This window comes from Bradyrhizobium sp. AZCC 1678, assembly GCF_036924765.1.
Lineage (GTDB): Bacteria > Pseudomonadota > Alphaproteobacteria > Rhizobiales > Xanthobacteraceae > Bradyrhizobium > Bradyrhizobium algeriense.
In genome coordinates this window covers 3,315,329-3,335,450 of the sequence record NZ_JAZHSE010000001.1, presented here as the reverse complement: position 1 = coordinate 3,335,450, position 20,122 = coordinate 3,315,329, and the positions used below count along the sequence as shown (strand labels likewise).

Genomic DNA, 20,122 nt, shown 5'->3' with positions numbered 1-20,122 from the left:
TCAGGCCGCCGCGATCCGTCAGCCTGGCTGCCGTGAACCGGCACGGAACAACTCTGCAAGGAGGTTTCGATGGGCAAGGCATTCGACGTGATCGTCACGGGCGCGCGTTGCGCCGGTTCGCCAACCGCGATGTTGCTGGCGCGCAAGGGATACCGGGTGCTGGCGGTCGACCGCGCTTCTTTCCCGAGCGACACCGTGTCAACGCATCTCGTGCATCCCCCTGCGGTGAATGCGCTATCGCGATGGGGGCTGCTCGACCGGCTGGTGGCAACCGGCTGCCCGCCAATCCACACCTACTCCTTCGACTTCGGCGCTTTCACGATTACAGGCGCCCCGGGCATCGACAGGGATGCCGTCGCCTACTGCCCGCGGCGGATCATCCTCGACAAACTGCTGGTCGACGCGGCGGCCGAATCCGGCGCGGAGATCCGTCAGGGTTTTGTCGTCGAGGAAATCATGATCGAAGGAGCGCGCGTCGTCGGAATCAAGGGCCGGTCGAAGCAAGGCGGCATGGTCACGGAATATGCCGACGTGATCGTCGGGGCCGACGGGAGGCACTCCATGCTGAGCGAGGCGGTTCATCCCGAACAGTACCGCGAGAAGCCGCCTCTGCTGGCGGGTTACTACAGCTATTGGCGCGGGCTGCCCACCGACGGCCGCTTTGAAACTTTTGTGCGCGACAGGCGCGCATTTGCGGCAATGCCAACCCATGACGATCTGACGCTCGTCATTGCCGGATGGCCCTACGCGGAGTTTGCGGAAAACAAGAGGGATATCGAGGGCAACTACCTGAAGACTATCGAACAGGCGCCGGACTTTGCCAAAAGGCTGCGCAGCGCCACGCGCGAAGCACCGTTCGCCGGCGCGGCGGTGCCGAACTATTTCCGCAAGCCTTACGGCGCAGGCTGGGCTCTCGTGGGAGACGCCGGCTATAACAGGGACTTCATAACGGCGCAGGGAATTCTCGATGCCTTCCGGGACGCCGAACTCTGCGCCGGGGCAATCGACCAATCATTGTCGGGCGCGCGGCCATTCGAGGAAGCCATGGGTGAGTACCAGCGCACCCGCGATGCGCAAGTTGGGCCGATGTACGATTTCACCTGCGACCTCGCAACGCTCGAACCGCCGCCACCCGAGCTGCAACGGATCCTGGAGGCGGTTCACGGCAACCGGGCCGCCATGGACGGCTTTGCGCGTCTGAATGCAGGGACGATATCGCCGACGGAGTTTTTTGCACCTGACAACATCGAAGCGATCTTTGCTGCCGCAGCCGCGAGAACTCAAAGGGCGAGTGCATCGTGAAAGCAGCGTCAGCTTTGCGCTACTCCGATGGCCCACAGCAGAAGAAATCGGCTCAATGAAAATCCCGTGACGGCGGCAGGATGCGGACGTCGCGCGGATGGCGGATTTTTTGCGCGGGCGCGTCGACGTGATCGCGGCGGTCGTCGTTGAGCGGCTCGATCAGCGCGGGGCCGGCCGGGACGGGATGCTTGCGGCTCGGCGCATCATTGGCGAGGCCGATCAGGTCCTGGGAGCGGTCGAACATCCGCTGCGCCACCAGGTGCGTCACTTGTTCCGGGCTGCTCTGGATATAGCCTTCCACCAGAATCAGGCGGGCGCCCATCACTTCTTTCCGGTACTGCTCCATCACCTTGGGCCACACCACGATATTGGCGATGCCGGTTTCGTCCTCCAGCGTCATGAAGACGACGCCCTTGGCGCTGCCCGGCCGCTGCCGCACCAGCACCACGCCGGCGCAACGGATACGGCGCTTGTCGTTTTTGTGATTGACGTCCTTGCAGGCGACGACGCGCTCCTTCGTGAACCTCTCGCGCAGGAATTCCATCGGGTGGCCCTTCAGCGACAGCCGTACCGTCTGGTAATCGGCGACCACCTGCTCCGGCAGCGGCATCAGCGGCAACGGTTTTGCGTTCTCGTCGGGCTGCTCGCGCGCGACCGCGGCTTCGAACAGCGGCAGCGGCACGTCGTCGGGCAGCCGCCGCACCGCCCACAACGCCGCGCGGCGGTCGAGCCCGATGGAGCGGAAGGCGTCGGCATCGGCCAAGAGGATCAGCGCACGCTTTGGAAGTGCGGTGTCGCGGGCGAATTCTTCGAGCGAGGTGAAGGGACGGCGCGCGCGGGCGGCGACGATGCGGTCGGCCCAGTCCTGCTCTTTCCCCACATTGTCATTCGCGCTACGCGCGCCCACGATGCGCAAGGGCGCATCGGAGAATGACAGTTGAAGTTGCTTCAGCCGCTCCTCATCCTCATCGATCCAGCTAAACCCGTCGATCTGGCGGAAGCCGAGTCTAACCGCGCAGTATTTCCCTTCCCCCTCCTCCAGCGTGTTCTGCGCAAAACTATAGGACACATCGACCTCACGCACCTCGACGCCGTTCTTGCGGGCGTCGCCGACGATCTGCGCGGGCGCGTAGAAACCCATCGGCTGCGAATTGAGCAGGCCGCAGCAGAAGGCGTCCGGATGATAATGCTTCAGCCATGACGAGATATAGACGAGCTGGGCGAAGCTTGCGGCGTGGCTTTCCGGAAAGCCGTAACTACCAAAGCCCTTGATCTGGTCGAAACAGCCTTTGGCGAATTCGGGATCGTAGCCGCGCGCGATCATGTTGCCGATCAGCTTGGTCTCGTACGTGCCGATGGTGCCGAGGTTGCGAAAGGTCGCCATCGAACGGCGCAGGCCATTGGCCTCTTCGGAGGTGAACCTGGCGGCCTCGATCGCGATCCGCATCGCCTGTTCCTGGAACAGGGGCACGCCGAGCGTCTTGTGCAGCACGCGATACAGTTCATCCGCCGGGCCGTGGTCGGGCGACGGTGACGGATAGCTCACCTTTTCCTGGCCGTTCCGCCGCCGCAAATAGGGATGCACCATGTCGCCCTGGATCGGACCGGGCCGCACGATCGCGACCTCGATGACGAGATCGTAGAAGGTGCGCGGCTTCAGCCGCGGCAGCATGTTCATCTGTGCGCGGCTTTCGACCTGGAATACGCCGAGCGATTCACCCCGGCACAGCATGTCGTAGACTTTAGAGTCGTCCTGCTTGACGGTCGCCAACTCCCAACGCTCGCCTTTGTGCTCGTCGATCAGATCAAAACATTTGCGGATGCAGGTCAGCATGCCCAGCGCCAGCACGTCGACCTTCATCATATGAAGCGCGTCGACGTCGTCCTTGTCCCATTCGATGAAGGTGCGGTCATCCATCGCGGCGTTGCCGATCGGCACATAGGTGTCAAGCCGGTCCTGCGTCAGCACATAGCCGCCGACATGCTGCGACAGATGGCGAGGGAATTCGATCAGTTCGGTGGCAAGTTCGACCGCGAGTTCGACCATCGCATTCTGTGGGTCGAGCCCGGCCTGGCGGACCTGCATCTCGTTGAGGCCCTTGCCCCAGCTTCCCCATACGGTATCGGCGAGCGCCGCGGTGACATCCTCCGTCAACCCCAGCGCCTTGCCGACGTCGCGGATCGCGCTGCGTGGACGATAATGGATGACGGTGGCGATGATCGCGGCGCGGTGGCGGCCGTAGCGGCGGTAGACATATTGCATCACCTCCTCGCGCCGCGAATGCTCGAAATCGACGTCGATGTCGGGCGGCTCCAGCCGCTCCTTGGAGATGAAGCGCTCGAACAACAGATCGACCTTGGTCGGGTCGACCGAGGTAATGCCGAGCACGTAGCAGACGGCGGAGTTTGCCGCCGATCCCCTTCCCTGGCACAGGATGTTCTGGCTGCGCGCATAATGGACGATGTCGTGCACGGTGAGAAAATAATGCGCGTATTTGAGCTCGGCGATCAGCGCGAGTTCTTTCCGCAAGGTGGCGCGCAGCGTGTCAGAGATTTCACCGCCGAAATATTTGTCGACACCAGCCCAGGTCAGATCTTCCAGATGCTGCTGCGCGGTCTTGCCCGGCGGCACCGGCTCGTCCGGATACTGGTACTTGAGCTGATCGAGCGAAAATGAAATGCGCCCCGCAAAGCGCATGGTTTCCGCGATGGCCTCGGGCAGGTCGCGAAACAGCCGCACCATTTCGCGGGCCGGCTTCAGGTATCGCTCGGCATTGGCTTCCAGCCGCCTGCCGATGGCGTCGATGGTGGTCTTCTCTCTGATACAGGTGAGCACGTCATGTAAGCGACGGCGGGCGGGATGGTGGTACAGCACCTCGTTGGTCGCCAGCAGCGGCACTTTTGCCGCAAGCGCCAGACGATGCAGCCGCGCCAGCCGGCGCTTGTCGTCGCCGCGGTAGAGCAGGCTTGCGGCAAGCCACACGCCGGCCGCCCGACTCTGCTTCAGTCGCTGCAGAATTTCTTGCGCGCTTTCCCCGTCGAAGCGATGCGGCAGCGCCAGCACCAGAAGCTGCCCCTCGGCGAATTCAAGCAGGTCATCGAACCGCAGATGACACTCGCCCTTCTCGATCCGCGTGATGTCGTCGCCGCGCTTGCCGCGGGTCAGCAACTGGCAGAGCCGGCCATAGGCGGCGCGGTCGCGCGGATAGACCAGAATATCGGGCGTGCCGTCGATAAAGACGAGGCGAGCGCCGATCAGAAGCTTTGGCTTGTGCATGACCTCGGGATTGTCGAGTTCCTTGTACGCGCGCACCACGCCGGCCAGCGTGTTGTGGTCGGCGATGCCGATGGCGGGGATGCCGAGCTCGCTTGCCTGATGCACATAGGCGCGCGGATCGGAGCCGCCGCGCAGGAACGAGAAATTGGTGGTGATGCCAATCTCGGCATAGCCGGAAATGTCAGCGGGGCGTTTCATGCGAACAGCCCGTGCACGAACCATCGGACTGATGCGGGTTCGCTCTCTTCGTCGGCCAGTTCGCTTTCATAGAGCCCGTCGCGAAAGATCCAGAAACGAAGCCCCGCTTCATCCTCGATGCGGAAATAATCCCGCGTCGGCCCATCGCCGTTTTGCTTCCACCATTCCATGGAGATGCGTTCGGGCCCCTCCACCCGCACCACCGCATGCGTCACGCGCCGCCAGGTGAACTGATGCGGCGGGCCGTCGGGCACGGTTGCGAACGGCACGTTGATGGGCTCCGGCCTGTCGAACAGCCGCAGGGGCCGCAGCGGCGGCTCGCTTTCGATGCGCTCGGGCCAGGCGGCCTGCGCAGCCGCCGCCAGATGATGCTGCGCTGTTACGGCCAACACGGCGCGCTCTGGGATGTGGGTATCCTGCGGCAGGTGCACGACGACACGCTTGCCCCCGATGCGCGCGGCGATGCGGTCGATCAGCGCGGCCAGTTCGTCATTGTCATGCACGTTGGCGTCGAGGTCGCGCTGCTGCTGCACCACGATTTCGGTGCGGCTGGCGGAAAGCCTGATGAGATCGAAGCCGAAGCCGGGATCGAGGGGATCGTTGAGCGCATCGAGCCGCTCGCGAAACAGGCGGTCGATCACTTCCGCTTTCGTCACCGGACGGCCGGTATCGACCGGGATCGTGCGCACCGCCCCGTCAGTGCGGAAAAAACTTGCTTCCAGCCGCCGCGCGCCCTTGCCTTGCTTGTCCATCGCCGTGACCAGCATGGCAGCGAGCGCGGACAGGTTCATCGCGATCACGGTGTCGGTGGCGACCGGTTCGGGAAAGCGTTTTTCGACGATGTAATCCGGCAGCGGCTTTCGGGGACTGATCGGCGCATCGCCCTGCCCCAGCGCCTGCTCCAGCAGCGTGGTGAAGCCTGCGCCAAACCGCGCCGTGATCTCGTGACGTCCGCGCGAGGCGACGTCGCCGATGGTCTTCAGGCCCGCGCGGCGCAGGCCGCCGGTGATGGCGTCACCGGCGCCGAGTGCGGATACCGGCAGCGGGCTGACAGCCTCGGCCTCCTCGCCATCAGCAACGATCTTTCCGGAAGTCTGGCGCGTCAGCGTCCGGGCGCAGATCGCGGTCGAGGCGATCGCGGCGCTGACGGCAAAGCCGCGTCGGCTCAGCGCGCCGCTCACGGTCTGCAGCAACGCGCGCTCGCCGCCGAACAGGTGGGCGCAGCCGGTGATGTCGAGATAAAGCCCATGCGGCGGATCGAGCGCCACCAGCGGCGTGAAGCGGTCGCACCAGTCGGCGATGTCGTCGAGCGTCTTGCGGTCGGCGACCTCGTCGGCGTCGAACACCGTCAGCTCGGGACAGATCGCGCGAGCGTTGGCGAGCGGCAGGCCGATCGAGAGGCCGGCGTGTACGGCCAACTCATCAAGCGCATAAATCAGAATGGCGTTATGCTGTTTGGCGACGACGACGCTGGGGGTTTTATCCAGCGCGTCGCCGCTGCCCGAAAGCTTGCGCTTGATGCGGTCGATGGGCAGGCGTGGCAGCCACAGGCTGAGGATACGCCGACGGTTCGCTGAAGAGGCACTCATCACATTTCCATTCCATGATCCAGCGGCCGACCGGGCCATGACGGTTACGAACCAGTTGCGCGTCGAACACCGGCGCGCCCCACGCGGTCCATGGAGCAGAAGGCGGCGAATGCGCCGCGCGCACGATCCATCTTGTCTCCGCGGTCGAGGGCCGCGGCTCCGCCGCCACCCGCAGCAGCAGCGCAGTGACGCCGGAGGCCTGCGCCGCCAGCGTGAGCTTGCGGCTGGCGACGAGATCGAGCTGGCGGGCCTGCCCCCAGACTTCCAGCACGACGGCGCCGAGCGCATCGCAGGCCACCGCGTCGGCGGCGGTCCGCAACGCGGCGTCGGTGTCCGGCGCGCGCACCGTCACGAGCAGCCGCGGATCGAGACCCAACTCGCGAAGCCCGTTCATCGACAGCGCGCCGGATTCAATTTCCGAAAAATCCTGCCGCACCCAAACCAGCGGCCGGCGCGGCGATACCCTTCCCGCCAGCCCTGCAATGAACCCCGTGGCCGCCGCGCTCTGGCGGCCCTCGGCGAACACTTCATGCACCGCTGCGACCGCAAGACCGCCGCACAGCGTCGCATCCGCGGCCGCATGGCCAAGCGCGACCTTGTTGAGGTCATGCGCATCGCCATGCGTCTCGATCCGCTCGATGCTCCCGCGCAAATTCGTAAGCGTGCTTGTGCGTGCGGTGCTCATGCCCCGCTCCTTAAGAAAATTTGGCCTTTACCGCTTTTTCCTAGTGAACCCGCGGCCGGCTCATTTGTTCATGATATGTTCTAATATAAAGCTAACCGGCCCGACAGAGTCAATCGAGATCGACGCTCAGCCGATTCATGAATGGAATCAAAGGGATTCAACGATGGCCGTACAACGTAAGCTGGAAATCCTGGCGCATGCCAACCCCGCACGCGGCATCCCAAGAAGAAAGGCGCTGCCGAGCACTTGCGAGCCTCGAAGGATGACAGGAACGCGGCCCATCCTTCGAGACGCCGCTTACGCGGCTCCTCCAGCGACAACGGCAAAGCCGTTGCGCGGGGATGACAGCGAAGTACGTGGAGTAAGCAAATGCACCACATCACCCTCGACAGCGAAACCGATTTCGATGGCTGGCGGAAAGCCGCCCGCGCACTGGCACTGGGCGATGTGAAACCCTCCGATGTGAGCTGGCGCGTGACGGGCGATGCGCCCGAACTGTTCGAGCCGGCGGCGGCGCCGCTCGAGCCGCCACATGGCACGTTCAACGTACCTGCCAAATTCGTCGAACTGGCTGAAGTCGCGATCCTGCACCGCAACCCTGAGCGGTTTGCCCTGCTCTACCGTCTGCTGTATCGGTTGCGAATTCATCACGACGTGCTTGAACTCGCAACCGATCCTGACGTGGCCGAGGTCGCCGCGATGGCAAAGGCCGTGCGCCGCGACGAGCACAAGATGCACGCCTTTGTCCGCTTCCGCGAAATCGGCCGCGAGCACAAATCGCACTTCGTCGCCTGGTTCGAGCCGGAGCATCACATCGTCGAACTGGCCGCGCCGTTCTTCGCGCGGCGCTTCGCCGACATGCCCTGGTCGATCCTGACGCCTGACGTCTGCGCGCATTGGGACGGCCATGCCGTCTCGATCACACCCGGCGTCGCCAAGAGCGAAGCTCCGACCGCGGATCGGCTGGAGGAAACCTGGCGGAGTTATTACGCCAGCATTTTCAATCCGGCCCGGCTGAAAGTGCAGGCGACGAGTAAGGAGATGCCACGGAAATACTGGCGGAACCTGCCGGAGGCCTCGTTGATTAACCCCCTGAAACCGCCCAAAGCAAACGACACGGCGAGCGAAATGGCCCGCAAACAGGCTGACGATATTGAGATGCTGCGCGAGGAAGCCGCCGATTGCCGCGCCTGTCATCTCTACAAGGATGCGACGCAGACCGTATTCGGCGAAGGCCGGCAAACGGCGCGGATCATGCTGGTCGGCGAGCAGCCCGGCGACAAGGAAGATATTGCCGGAAAACCGTTCGTAGGTCCCGCGGGTCAAATGCTCGACCGCGCGCTGGAAGAGGCCGGGATCGACCGCCGCACGGTCTACGTCACCAATGCGGTCAAGCATTTCAAGTTCGTGCCGCGCGGAAAGATCCGACTGCACCAGAAGCCGAATACGCCGGAGATCAAGGCGTGCCGGCAATGGTACGAACGGGAACTCGCCGCGATCAAACCCGAGTTGGTGGTGGCAATGGGCGCTACCGCAGCGCAAAGTGTGTTCGGGAAAATTACCCCGATCAACAAGAACCGCGGCCGCCCGATCGATCTCGACGACGGCACCAGGGCGCTGGTGACGGTGCACCCGTCCTATCTGTTGCGATTGCCGGACGCCGAGGCCAAGGCGCGGGAATACCGGCGCTTCGTCCAGGACCTCAAAATAGCCGCCGACGTGCTGCGAAAATCAGCACATGCGGCCTGAATTCCGCCAATCCGGCAGCCGCAATTATTGGTGAAATATAACGGGAAAAATTGACAATTCCATCTGCAACCATTAATTGATAGAAGACACAATCGCATTCTCAAGGGAATGTGGGACGTCTGGTCACGCCATGACGCTCCCATACGGTCGACGCGCTGCGCGGTCCACTTCAGCCCCGGCGCCGTGCAGCGCGCGACCCACTCTTCCGCCGCGAAGCCGACCATACGAGAGGCGACGGCATGAGGAAACGGTGAGAGGTAGCGGCGCGCAATCCCTCGGCCGCACGCGACCGGAATAGTTCAATCCGCATTGCTTCAACCCGCATTGATAAGGACGGGAACTGCGCCATCGCGCGGCACCGCCTCGCCAATGGCCCAACGATTCCAAGGAGAAGCATCCGGCGCCAAGGCATACGCCCGCGCCGACGCGCCTTGCATCGTCTGCCCCCAGGCCGAGCCAATCGCTGCCTGTCATCCAACCTTCAAGTCCCTCAGTCAAAAATGCTCCCTCAGTCAGTTTATTTCGGCGGGGTGTCAGAATGACCGATGTTGCTCTCAATCCATCGATGGGCGACGCGGCGCCCGTCCAGCCGGCCTCCCGGCCGAACCTCGACAAGGGTTTCAATCCGCTGACCATGATCCTGTTCTGCGGCATCCTCGCCGCCGGGCTGCTGTACGTCGCCTACAGCATCTACGCCGACATCGACGCGACCGGCATGCGGGTCACCGCCTACCTGCCCTATATCCTGCTGTTCGTGGCGCTCCTGATCGCGCTCGGCTTCGAATTCGTCAACGGCTTCCACGACACCGCCAACGCGGTCGCGACCGTGATCTACACCCATTCGCTGCCGGCGGAATTCGCCGTGATGTGGTCGGGCTTCTTCAATTTCCTCGGCGTGCTGCTCTCCTCCGGCGCGGTCGCCTTCGGCATCGTCTCGCTGCTGCCGGTGGAATTGATCCTCCAGGTCGGAAGCAGCGCCGGTTTTGCGATGGTGTTCGCGCTGTTGATTGCCGCCATCGTCTGGAATCTCGGCACCTGGTATTTCGGCCTGCCGGCATCTTCCTCGCACACGCTGATCGGCTCGATCATCGGCGTCGGCATAGCCAACGCGCTGATGCGCGGCCGCGACGGCACCTCGGGTGTCGACTGGACCAAGGCGACCGAGATCGGTTACGCGCTGCTGCTCTCGCCGCTGTTCGGCTTCTGCATGGCGGCGATCCTGCTGCTGGTGCTGAAGTTCGTCGTCCGCAATCCGGCGCTGTATGCCGCGCCCGAAGGCAACAAGCCGCCGCCGCTGTGGATCCGCGGCGTCCTGATCGCGACCTGCACCGGCGTCAGCTTCGCGCACGGCTCCAACGACGGCCAGAAGGGCATGGGCCTGATCATGCTGATCCTGATCGGCACGGTGCCGACCGCCTACGCTCTGAACCGTGCCCTGCCGGAATCCCAGGTGGTGCAGTTCCAGAAGACCTCGGAAGCCGCCTCCAAGGTGATCGCCGCCAAGGGCGCCGGCCATAGCATCATCGGCGACCCGCGGCCCGCGGTGACGCAATACGTCGCCGCCCGCAAGATCAGCGAAGGCACCTACCCCTCGCTGGCCGTGCTGGTGAAGGATATCGGCGACCAGGTCCAGAAGTACGGTTCGCTGAACAAGGTGCCGGCGGAAGCCGTCGGCAACACCCGTAACGACATGTACCTGACTTCGGAAGCGATCCGCTTCCTGATGAAGGACAAGGAAAACGACCTGAACAAGCAAGAGGTCGACATCCTCAAGGCCTACAAGGGCTCGCTCGACTCAGCCACCAAGTTCATCCCGCTCTGGGTCAAGATCGCGGTGGCGATCGCGCTCGGGCTGGGCACCATGATCGGCTGGAAGCGCATCGTCATCACCGTCGGCGAGAAGATCGGCAAGTCGCATCTGACCTACGCGCAAGGCGCGTCCGCCGAACTTGTTGCCGCCTCGACGATCGGCGTCGCCGACGTGTTCGGCCTGCCGGTTTCCACCACCCACGTGCTGTCGTCCGGCGTCGCCGGCACCATGGCAGCCAACGGTTCCGGCCTGCAGATGGCGACCATCCGCAACCTGCTGATGGCATGGGTGCTGACGCTGCCGGCCGCGATCTGCCTGTCGGCAGGCCTCTACGTGCTGTTCTCGAATCTGTTCTGAGTATCGGCGGTGCGATCGGGTCGCTGTCATGCGGGCAGCCTCGACAGGTAGCGGAAGGCCGGAACCAAACTCCGGCCTTTTGCTTTCCGCAAAGTGCCCTGACCGATGATACGGCAGGACACCGACGTTCGCACACCATGCGAACCCAATAGTTCTGCAGCTGGAGCCCGCCATGACCAAAAGGCCCCCGAATGGCACCATCCACGACCGCATTCAGGCGGAAATGCTGGATAGTTTCGATGAGGAACTGGAACTTGAAATCGACGACGATCGTCTCGATGCGCTGACCAATGAATTTGCCGACCATACGGAAGAAGAGACGATCGATCGGCGCGTCTACTTCAAGGAATTATTCCGTCTGCAGGGTGAACTGGTAAAATTGCAGACCTGGGTGCAGCACCACAAGCTGAAGGTGGTGGTGATTTTCGAGGGGCGCGATTCCGCCGGCAAGGGCGGCGTCATCAAGCGCATCACCCAGAGGCTCAATCCGCGTGTCTGCCGCGTCGCGGCGCTTCCGGCGCCGAACGAGCGGGAGCGCACGCAATGGTATTTCCAGCGTTACGTTTCGCATTTGCCGGCCGGCGGCGAGATCGTGCTGTTCGACCGCAGCTGGTACAACCGCGCCGGCGTCGAGCGCGTGATGGGTTTTTGCACTGAAGACGACGTCGAAGAATTCTTCCGGTCGGTGCCGGAATTCGAGCGTATGCTCGTACGCTCCGGAATCATCCTCATCAAGTACTGGTTTTCCATCACCGACGAACAGCAGCATTTGCGCTTCACGATGCGGATCCACGATCCCCTAAAGCAGTGGAAGCTCAGCCCGATGGATGTGGAATCGCGCAGCCGCTGGGAGCAATACACCAAGGCCAAGGAAGCGATGCTGGAGCGTACCCACATTCCGGAAGCTCCCTGGCACCTAGTCGAGGCAGACGACAAGAAGAAGGCACGGCTGAACTGCATCGCGCATCTGCTCGAACAAATTCCCTACCAGGAAATCAAGCAGGACCGGGTGGTTCTGCCGGCGCGGGTTCGCAACCCGGAATATAGCCGCGGACCGATACCGCCCGAAATGTACGTGCCGGCGCGCTACTGAGTGCCGCCGGACCGTAGACGGTAGCGCCGGGACACGGCTGGGATTTTAGCCGTGTCTTTGTTTGTTCATCCGGGCCCTGAGGCGCCCTATCGGCATCTCAAGTCGCGGCTGAGCGGCAAATAAGGAAGGCCCGTACTGGAGATACGGGCCTTCTTTGATATGCATTCGACTTCACGTACGATGGAAGTTCAAGAGAGGAGCGAGGCGCCCTTACGCCGCGGCCAGCTTGTTCTCGACCAGCTTGATCCAGTACGAGGTGCCGTACACGATCGCCTCGTCGTTGAAATCATAGGCGGGGTGATGGAGCCCTGCGCTGTCGCCATTGCCGCAGAAGATGAAGGCGCCCGGCCGCGCTTCCAGCATATAGGAAAAATCTTCCGCGCCCATCAGCGGCGGCATGTCGTGGACGTTCTGGGCGCCGGCCACTTCCCTGGCCACCTGCGTAGCGAAGTCGGTTTGCTCGGCGTGGTTTTTGGTGACGGGATAGCCGCGCTCGTAGACGAGATCGACCTTGGCGCCGGTCATTTTGGCTACGCCCTCGCACACCTCGCGGACGCGCCGCTCGACCGTTTCGCGGACTTCCGGCGTCAGCGTCCGCACGGTGCCGCGCAGTTCGGCGGTCTGCGGGATCACGTTGCGCGCGTTGCCGGCATGGAACTCGCAGATCGAGATCACGGCCGAGTCCAGGGGATCGATGGTCCGCGCTACGATCGATTGCAGGGCGGTGATCAACTGCGAACCGACCAGCACGGAATCGATGCACTTGTTCGGGCGCGCGGCGTGGCCGCCGAGTCCTTCGATCTTGATGTCGATCGAGTCGGTCGCAGCCATGACAGGACCGGGGCGGATGGCAAAGGAGCCGACCGGAATCCCCGGGCCATTATGCATGCCGTAGACCTGCTCGATGCCGAACCGGTCCATCAGACCGTCCTTGATCATGGCGGCGGCGCCCGCACCGCCCTCCTCGGCCGGCTGGAAGATCACGACCGCGTCGCCGGCGAAATTCCTGGTTTCGGCGAGATAGCGCGCGGCACCCAAAAGCATCGCCGTGTGGCCGTCATGGCCGCAGGCATGCATCAGGCCCGGCGTCTTGGAGGCATGGGGAAGGTTGGTCGCTTCCTCGATCGGCAACGCGTCCATGTCGGCGCGAAGCCCGATCACCTTGATCTCGCCCTTGCCGGGCTGCTTGCCCTTGATGACGCCGACGACACCGGTGCGGCCGAGGCCCGTCGTCACCTCGTCGCAGCCGAATTCGCGCAAGCGGTCCGCCACGAATGCTGCAGTGCGGTGGACGTCGTACAGTAATTCAGGATTTTCATGGATATCGCGGCGCCAGGCCTGAATATCGGGTTGCAGATCGGCGACGCGGTTGACGATGGGCATGGGACTTTCTCGAACCTCAGGTTGGAACAGTAACGCCTCTGTAGCATGCAAGCGGCGGTCCACCCAGCACGCTGCCGCAGAGCCCCCATTCCACCCGGAAGCTTGGCCGACCAGAGCTGGAAAGCCCGGCGAAGCCCTTAGCCCAGCGAGGCCTTGGGCGGCCTCACGCGGCCAGCGTGTTCTCGACCAGCTTGATCCAGTAAGAGGTGCCGAACACGATCGCCTCGTCGTTGAAATTATAGGCGGGGTGATGCAGCCCTGCGCTGTCGCCGTTGCCGCAGAAGATCAGCGCACCCGGCCGCTGCTCCAGCATGAAGGCGAAATCTTCGCCCGCCATCAGCGGCGGCATCACCTGTACATTGGCATAGCCGGCGATTTCGCGGGCTGCCCGCGTCGCGACATCCGTCTGCTGGACATGATTGACTGTTACCGGATAGCCGCGATCATAGGTCAGATCGATCCTGGCGCCGGTGACCTGCGCCACGCCGGCGACGACCTCGCGGACCCGCCGTTCCACCATCTTCCGCACGTCGCCGTTCAGAGTACGGACGGTGCCCGCCAGCTCAGCGGTGTGCGGGATCACATTGCGGGCGTGGCCGGCGTGAAACTGGCACATCGAAATGACGGCCGATTCCAGCGGATCGACGCTGCGCGACACGATCGACTGCAGCGCCGTGATCAACTGCGCGCCGACAAGGACGGAATCGATGCATTTGTTCGGATGCGCGGCGTGCCCGCCCCGCCCCTCGATCTTGATGACGACGGCATCGCCTCCGGCCATGATCGGACCGGGCCGCAGCGCGAACGAGCCGACCGGAATGCCCGGACCGTTATGCATGCCGTAGACCTGCTCGATGCCGAAACGGTCCATCAGCCCGTCCTTGATCATCGCAACCGCGCCCGCGCCGCCCTCTTCGGCCGGCTGGAAGATCACGACCGCATCGCCTGCGAAATTGCGGGTTTCGGCGAGATAGCGCGCCGCACCCAACAGCATGGCGGTGTGGCCGTCATGGCCGCAGGCGTGCATCAGGCCCTTCGTCCTGGAAGCGTAAGGCAGATCGGTCGCCTCCTCGATCGGCAGCGCGTCCATATCCGCCCGCAGCCCGATGACCTTCACGTCGCCGTTGCCGACGGGCCGGTTGCCCTTGATGACGCCGACGACGCCGGTGCGGCCGATACCGGTAATAACCTCGTCGCAGCCGAACTCCCGCAATCGGTCCGCTACCAATGCCGCAGTGCGGTGCACGTCGTAGAGCAGTTCCGGGTGTTCATGAATATCCCGGCGCCAGGCCTGGATGTCGGGTTGAAACTCGGCGACACGGTTGACGATGGGCATGGAGATAACAGGCTTTCCGGATTTGAACGCTTCTGTCCCTGTAGCATGCAAGGGGCGGTCCAACCAACGCACCCTGACGGCACACCCTCCCGCCTCGCCATCGTGGCCGGGCTTGTCCCGGCCATCCACGTCTGACTAATAAACGACCAAGAAAAGACGTGGATGCCTGGAACATCTGGCGCGAAGACGCGCTTCGCGCTTTTGTCCGGGCATGACGGCGTCAACGGGTGGAAACTGAGAAATGCCGAAACGGCTTGAAGGCGATTTCGACTATATCGTGGTTGGCGCGGGCACGGCCGGCTGCATCATGGCCAACCGGCTCTCAGCCGACCCGAAAAACCGCGTGCTGCTGCTGGAAGCCGGCGGCAACGACAACTGGATCTGGTTTCACATCCCGGTCGGCTATCTCTTTGCGATCGGCAATCCCCGTTCGGACTGGATGTTTCGAACCGAGCCGGAGCCCGGGCTCAATGGAAGGGCACTTGCCTATCCGCGCGGCAAGGTGATCGGCGGCTCCTCTGCCATCAACGCCATGATCTCGATGCGCGGACAGGCCGCCGATTACGATCACTGGCGGCAGCTCGGCATGACCGGCTGGGGCTATGACGACGTGCTGCCGCTGTTCAAGCGGCTGGAGGATCATTTCCTGGGCGAGAGCGAACATCACGGCACCGGCGGCGGCTGGCGGATCGAAGCGCCCCGACTGTCCTGGGAGGTTCTCGACGCGGTCGGCGACGCCGCCGAGGAAATGGGCATCAAGCGCATTGCCGATTTCAACACCGGCGACAATGAAGGCATCAGCTATTTCCACGTCAACCAGAAGCGCGGCCGGCGCTGGTCTTCTGCGCGCGGCTTCCTCAAGCCAGTGCTGAACCGCAGCAATCTGAGGCTGGAAAAGAATGTGCTGGTCGACCGGCTGATTGTCGAGCAGGGGCGCGCCGTCGGCGTGCGCTTCATCCAGGGCAATGAAGTGGTCGAGGCGCGCACCAAGGGCGAAGTCGTTTTGTGTGCTGGCTCAATCGGATCGACGCAGGTGCTGCACCGGTCCGGCATCGGGCCGGCCGACTGGCTGTCGCCGCTCGGCATCGATGTCGCGCTCGACAAGCAGGGCGTCGGGCGCAATCTGCAGGACCATCTGCAGCAGCGCGCGATCTACAAGGTTTTTGGCGTGCGCACCCTGAACGAGACCTATTACAATCTGATCCGGCGCGGCATGATGGGGCTCGATTATGCCTTCCGCCGCCGCGGGCCGCTGACCATGGCGCCGTCGCAGCTCGGCATCTTCACGCGCTCCGATTCCACCCGCGAGCGCGCCAACATCCAGTTCCACGTGCAGCCGCTGTCGCTCGACAAGTTCGGCGATCCCCTGCATCGTTTTCCCGCCATCACGGTCAGCGCCTGCAACCTGCAGCCGACCTCGCGCGGCACCGTGCGCATCCGCTCCGAAAAGCCGGACGAGGCGCCCTCAATCGCGCCGAACTATCTCTCGACCGACGACGACCGCCAGGTCGCGGCCGATGCCATCCGCACCACGCGGCGGCTGATGAAGCAGAAGCGGCTCGAACGCTATCGCCCGCAGGAGTACCTGCCGGGCCCCGCCGTCGGCGACGACGACGCCTCGCTGGCGAAAGCCGCCGGCGATATCGGCACCACGATCTTTCATCCCGTGGGGACGGCGAAGATGGGCACCGCGAGCGACTCGATGGCGGTGGTTGACGAGCGGTTGCGGTTCTACGGGATTGCCGGGTTGCGCGTCGCCGATGCGTCGGTGATGCCGACCATTACGTCGGGCAATACCAACACGCCGACGGCGATGATCGCGGAGAAAGGTGCCGTGATGATTCTGGAGGATGCGAGGTAGCACCTTGCCGAATTACCTCTGCGCGTCCTTGGCCCCAATTTTCGCGTGCACGCGCGCTGAAAGCGCAAGATCATCGTTGGTGGCGTACAATTCCAGGAAAGGAATGGTCGTCCTGACGACAATCCGATCCCGCCAATGATCGATCAGTTCGGCCAGCTCCCTTGTTTCCAGCAGATCGAGTTCTTGGCGCATATGATAATATCCGACAAGGTAGAGTTTCGTCGGCGACACGCCGATGCGCTTTTGCACCAGCGCAAACGCATCGTCGTCTCCGATCTTCTGCGGGTAGACCGGAAAATAGATACGGCCGGTGTTCCTGGTGCCCAGAAACGGCCCTTTCAAGCAAACGGATATCGGGCCGATTTGATCCAGCAGATCCTGGACCACCGCAGCATAGCGATCGAGATCGGTCTCCGGAATGCCGCTGGCAAGCGTTGCATGCAACTGTAACCGGCGGCGTTCGCAGATTTCCCACGCAATCTTTGGCGCGAAGCGCGATGACTTCATGGCGAGCTCAAGCGCCTGAACCTGGTCGGATTCGAGAAAAGCGTCCGCGGAAATTGGCATCACCAGCGCATGGCGCGTCTTCTCATAGGTACCGTTTCGATAATCGCGCCCTTTAACCTCGCTGATAACCGCAGCGTGTCCGGCATTGACAAGCGGAAGATGCGCAAGCCGGTATCCCTCGTCGAAGACGACACGTTCACCGGGCTGGAATGTCTTTCGCGCCGACCGATAGGCCATCATCGAGTCGTCGCAATAGGTTATGGATGGCATATGTCTCCGCCCCGCCGTCGGATCGCTCTTGATTTACGCCGACTCCCATACAGAAGGAAAGCGGCAGCGCGCTATGTTTGCGGCGGATAGCAGTCGAAGGTTGGGAGCTCGTGCGCGCGCTCCATCCAATTCAGCGAGGTAGCCCGCTTCATTGAACGGAGCGAACGACACGCTCGCGTTATTGCCCCCTGCGATAATGCCGCGGCGCGACCGGCCTCTGCCGCAGTTGTGGCGCGGGCACAGCCTCGCCGTAATAGGCGTTGGAATTGTAATAGGCATTCGATTGATCGAACGATCGATAGGCCGGCCTGCCCCCGAGCACGTCGGCGTTGGGATGATAGAACGCAAAAGCGCCCGGCTCCTGAATCGCGGCCTGCGCGAATACAGGCGTTGTGATCGCGGTCATCAGAAGCGCGGCGGCGAGTGTTGGGATCGACTTGGTCATCGGAGATCCTCTTTGTCATGAAGTCACCCCGCCCAATTGGGTATCGCAACGCAAAAGCGGATAGCCGCGCGACGGCCCTCACCGCGATTTGAAAAACCGTGTTTGAATATGCCCGACAGCGTGAACGTGCGGAATATCCTCGGCCGCAAAATGCGCAGAATATTCGTCCACAAATGAAACGATCGGCAGCAACGCTTTTCGCTGTTGAGGAGATGTAGCCCGAATGGAGCGCAGCGCAATCCGGGGAAAAATCTGTCGGCCGGCGAGACACCCCGGATTGCGCTGCGCTCCATCCGGGCTACGGCATCTGGGCTTGCTTCAAGCCGCTATGTCTGCGGCGGATAGCGCTCAAAGGTGGGCAGTTCGTGCGCGCGCTCCATCCAGCGAATGCGCTCGGCGGTCTGGATGTGCACCATGGCCGGAACGGCGTCGGGATCGTCGTAGGTCGCGCTCTGGATATCGACGATGCCGGGCAACACATTCGCATTGGTGTAGAACAGACCCGTGCCGCAGTTCGCGCAGAACTGCCGCCGGCCATGTTCGGAGGATTCGTAGACCTTGGGTGTCCCCTTCGTCACCTTGAGCGCGTCCTCCGCATACATCGACCAACCGACCATCGGCGCGCCGGCGTGGCGCCGGCAATCCGCGCAATGACACAGCGCATGAACGATCGGTTCGCCCACGACCTGATAGCGGATCGCGCCGCAATGACAGCCGCCGGTGATGTTGACCATGCGCTTCTCCTCGAGAGACGGTGGCATGTAGACCGGATGGAGCGCAGCGCAATCCGGGAAAAATCTGTCGGCCGGCGAGACACCCCGGATTGCGCTGCGCTCCATCCGGGCTACGGGGCTACAGGGCCTGTGCTTACGCCGACTTCCGCACCGCGTTGTCGACCAGCGTCTTGCCGAGCGACCAGATCGCGCCGGGGACCTTGTGGCTGGCGGCGATGACGTCGTCGAAAGACTTTTCGATCCAGCTGCAGTCTTCTTCCGTGATCACGAGCGGCGGCAGCAGCTTGATGGTGTGGCTGCCGTGGCCGGAGACTTGCGTCAGGATCTTGTGATCCTTGAACAGCGGCACCGTGATGAGCTGGCAGAACAGGCCCTTGTTGGCGGTCTCCAGCAGATTCCAGGATGCCTTCAACCGCAGCGATTTCGGCGGACCGAACTCGATGCCGATCATCAATCCCTTGCCGCGCACTTCCTTCAGCAATTCATAGCCGGGCACCATCCGCGTCAGCGCGAGGCGAAGTTCGGCGCCGCGCTTGGCGGCCTGCTCGACCAGCTTTTCGTTCTTGATCACGTCGAGGGTGGCGATACCGGCGGCCATCGCCAGATCGTTCTTCGCAAAGGTCGAGCCGTGCACGACCGCGCGGTCCATCTGGTTGAATATCTTGTCGAAGATGTGCTTGCGCGTCAGCAGCGCGCCGACCGGCACGTGACCGCCCGACAGCGCCTTCGCCAGCAGCACCATGTCCGGCTCGACATTCCAGTGCTCGACCGCGAGGAATTTTCCGGTACGGCCGACACCGGTCTGGATTTCGTCGGCGATGAAGATGGTGCCGTACTTCTTGCAGAGCGCAGCGGCGCCCGGCAGGAATTCGTCCGTGGGCAGGTTGACGCCCTTGCCCTGGATCGGCTCGACGATGAAGGCCGCGACCTGACGCGACGACAACGCCTGCTCGAGGGCGGCGAGATCGTTGAACGGCACTTGCGTGCATCCCGGCAGCAGCGGCTCGAATCCGCTGCGGAAGTTCGCATCGTCCATCAGCGACAGCGCGCCGTAGGACAGGCCGTGGAAGGAATGCGAGCAGGAGACGATGCCCGGGCGGCCGGTCGCGCCGCGCGCGAACTTGATCGCGGCCTCGACGGTCTCGGCACCGGAATTGGCGAAGAACACCTTGTCCAGATATGGCACATGTTCGAGCAGGCGTTCCGCCAGCACGCCCGCGAGCGTGGACACATCAAGTTGAACCAGATTGGGAAAATCGCTGTCGAGCACGCTTTTCAGCGCCAGACGCAACGCCGGATGATTGCGGCCAATCGCAAAAACGCCAAATCCGCTCAGTAGATCAAGATAGCGGGCGCCGTCCCGATCGAACAGGTATTGACCTTGACCCTTCTGAAAGCCCACATCGTAGCCGATGGTCTTCAGCACCCGGACGAGCTGCTCGTTCAAATGGCGCGCATGCATGGAACTGCGCTGCGCCTGCCGCTCTTCAAACAGCCCGGAAACGTCTAGATATGAACTTGGCATT

14 protein-coding genes are annotated in these 20,122 nt (G+C 63.1%); 5 read left to right on the top strand and 9 right to left on the bottom strand.

Annotated elements, in window-relative coordinates; all coding sequences use genetic code 11:
• Window positions 1-69 precede the first annotated feature (69 nt).
• On the top strand, window positions 70-1,302 hold the full coding sequence (locus V1294_RS15725) for an NAD(P)/FAD-dependent oxidoreductase (protein ID WP_334498422.1): 1,233 nt from the start codon (window positions 70-72) through the stop codon (window positions 1,300-1,302).
• Between the two features lie 52 nt (window positions 1,303-1,354).
• On the opposite strand, the gene V1294_RS15720 is transcribed toward V1294_RS15725, so the two are convergent.
• Genes V1294_RS15720 through V1294_RS15710 form a run of 3 tightly spaced genes read right to left on the bottom strand, consistent with a single transcriptional unit; the run spans window position 1,355 to window position 7,051 of the window.
• Window positions 1,355-4,777, bottom strand: coding sequence for an error-prone DNA polymerase (locus V1294_RS15720; protein ID WP_334498420.1), 3,423 nt, complete (start codon window positions 4,775-4,777; stop codon window positions 1,355-1,357).
• Complete coding sequence (locus V1294_RS15715) at window positions 4,774-6,366, bottom strand: Y-family DNA polymerase (protein WP_334498418.1); 1,593 nt, start codon at window positions 6,364-6,366, stop codon at window positions 4,774-4,776. Before V1294_RS15715 ends, V1294_RS15720 begins: the two co-directional genes overlap by 4 nt.
• The gene (locus V1294_RS15710) at window positions 6,257-7,051 is read right to left on the bottom strand and encodes an ImuA family protein (RefSeq protein ID WP_334498416.1); all 795 of its coding nucleotides are present in this window, start codon (window positions 7,049-7,051) and stop codon (window positions 6,257-6,259) included. The genes V1294_RS15715 and V1294_RS15710 overlap by 110 nt, the downstream gene beginning before the upstream one ends.
• Window positions 7,052-7,420: 369 nt before the next feature.
• Between V1294_RS15710 and V1294_RS15705 the strand changes: the two genes are divergently transcribed.
• The 3 genes from V1294_RS15705 (at window position 7,421) to ppk2 (ending at window position 12,060) form a co-directional block, all read left to right on the top strand.
• Window positions 7,421-8,800 carry a UdgX family uracil-DNA binding protein gene (locus tag V1294_RS15705; RefSeq protein WP_334498414.1) on the top strand — a complete coding sequence of 460 codons (1,380 nt, stop codon included), beginning with the start codon at window positions 7,421-7,423 and terminating at the stop codon, window positions 8,798-8,800.
• A gap of 538 nt (window positions 8,801-9,338) precedes the next feature.
• Complete coding sequence (locus tag V1294_RS15700; RefSeq protein WP_334498411.1) at window positions 9,339-10,967, top strand: inorganic phosphate transporter; 1,629 nt, start codon at window positions 9,339-9,341, stop codon at window positions 10,965-10,967.
• A gap of 172 nt (window positions 10,968-11,139) precedes the next feature.
• Window positions 11,140-12,060: a polyphosphate kinase 2 gene (gene ppk2, locus V1294_RS15695; RefSeq protein ID WP_334482312.1), complete on the top strand. Its 921-nt coding sequence runs from the start codon at window positions 11,140-11,142 to the stop codon at window positions 12,058-12,060.
• Between the two features lie 210 nt (window positions 12,061-12,270).
• Here the strand turns inward: ppk2 and V1294_RS15690 are convergent, their stop codons facing one another.
• Window positions 12,271-13,443 (bottom strand): M20 aminoacylase family protein, encoded by a 1,173-nt coding sequence (locus V1294_RS15690; RefSeq protein ID WP_334482313.1) that lies wholly within the window; start codon window positions 13,441-13,443, stop codon window positions 12,271-12,273.
• 163 nt (window positions 13,444-13,606) lie between these two features.
• The gene (locus V1294_RS15685; RefSeq protein WP_334498409.1) at window positions 13,607-14,779 is read right to left on the bottom strand and encodes a M20 aminoacylase family protein; all 1,173 of its coding nucleotides are present in this window, start codon (window positions 14,777-14,779) and stop codon (window positions 13,607-13,609) included.
• 241 nt (window positions 14,780-15,020) lie between these two features.
• Here V1294_RS15685 and V1294_RS15680 point away from each other — a divergent pair, with 241 nt between their 5' ends.
• Window positions 15,021-16,640, top strand: coding sequence for a GMC family oxidoreductase (locus V1294_RS15680; RefSeq protein WP_334482315.1), 1,620 nt, complete (start codon window positions 15,021-15,023; stop codon window positions 16,638-16,640).
• 12 nt (window positions 16,641-16,652) lie between these two features.
• Here V1294_RS15680 and V1294_RS15675 read toward each other — a convergent pair whose 3' ends face one another.
• The 4 genes from V1294_RS15675 to hpnO form a co-directional block, all read right to left on the bottom strand.
• Window positions 16,653-17,417, bottom strand: coding sequence for a hypothetical protein (locus tag V1294_RS15675; RefSeq protein ID WP_334498406.1), 765 nt, complete (start codon window positions 17,415-17,417; stop codon window positions 16,653-16,655).
• A 178-nt stretch (window positions 17,418-17,595) separates the two neighbouring features.
• A complete protein-coding gene (locus V1294_RS15670; protein WP_334498404.1) occupies window positions 17,596-17,862 on the bottom strand; it encodes a hypothetical protein in 267 nt (88 codons plus the stop codon).
• A gap of 326 nt (window positions 17,863-18,188) precedes the next feature.
• Complete coding sequence (locus tag V1294_RS15665; protein ID WP_334498402.1) at window positions 18,189-18,596, bottom strand: GFA family protein; 408 nt, start codon at window positions 18,594-18,596, stop codon at window positions 18,189-18,191.
• A gap of 133 nt (window positions 18,597-18,729) precedes the next feature.
• Complete coding sequence (gene hpnO, locus V1294_RS15660; RefSeq protein WP_334482321.1) at window positions 18,730-20,121, bottom strand: aminobacteriohopanetriol synthase HpnO; 1,392 nt, start codon at window positions 20,119-20,121, stop codon at window positions 18,730-18,732.
• Window position 20,122: the final 1 nt, after the last annotated feature.

Bases quoted from the DNA above. Each gene is read 5' to 3' on its own strand.
- V1294_RS15690 (WP_334482313.1), bottom strand. From the start codon at position 13,443: ATGCCCATCGTCAACCGCGTCGCCGATCTGCAACCCGATATTCAGGCC.
- V1294_RS15665 (WP_334498402.1), bottom strand. From the start codon at position 18,596: ATGGTCAACATCACCGGCGGCTGTCATTGCGGCGCGATCCGCTATCAG.
- V1294_RS15685 (WP_334498409.1), bottom strand. From the start codon at position 14,779: ATGCCCATCGTCAACCGTGTCGCCGAGTTTCAACCCGACATCCAGGCC.
- V1294_RS15680 (WP_334482315.1), top strand. From the start codon at position 15,021: ATGCCGAAACGGCTTGAAGGCGATTTCGACTATATCGTGGTTGGCGCG.
- V1294_RS15720 (WP_334498420.1), bottom strand. From the start codon at position 4,777: ATGAAACGCCCCGCTGACATTTCCGGCTATGCCGAGATTGGCATCACC.
- V1294_RS15700 (WP_334498411.1), top strand. From the start codon at position 9,339: ATGACCGATGTTGCTCTCAATCCATCGATGGGCGACGCGGCGCCCGTC.
- ppk2 (WP_334482312.1), top strand. From the start codon at position 11,140: ATGACCAAAAGGCCCCCGAATGGCACCATCCACGACCGCATTCAGGCG.
- V1294_RS15675 (WP_334498406.1), bottom strand. From the start codon at position 17,417: ATGCCATCCATAACCTATTGCGACGACTCGATGATGGCCTATCGGTCG.
- V1294_RS15715 (WP_334498418.1), bottom strand. From the start codon at position 6,366: ATGAGTGCCTCTTCAGCGAACCGTCGGCGTATCCTCAGCCTGTGGCTG.
- V1294_RS15670 (WP_334498404.1), bottom strand. From the start codon at position 17,862: ATGACCAAGTCGATCCCAACACTCGCCGCCGCGCTTCTGATGACCGCG.
- V1294_RS15710 (WP_334498416.1), bottom strand. From the start codon at position 7,051: ATGAGCACCGCACGCACAAGCACGCTTACGAATTTGCGCGGGAGCATC.
- V1294_RS15705 (WP_334498414.1), top strand. From the start codon at position 7,421: ATGCACCACATCACCCTCGACAGCGAAACCGATTTCGATGGCTGGCGG.
- V1294_RS15725 (WP_334498422.1), top strand. From the start codon at position 70: ATGGGCAAGGCATTCGACGTGATCGTCACGGGCGCGCGTTGCGCCGGT.
- hpnO (WP_334482321.1), bottom strand. From the start codon at position 20,121: ATGCCAAGTTCATATCTAGACGTTTCCGGGCTGTTTGAAGAGCGGCAG.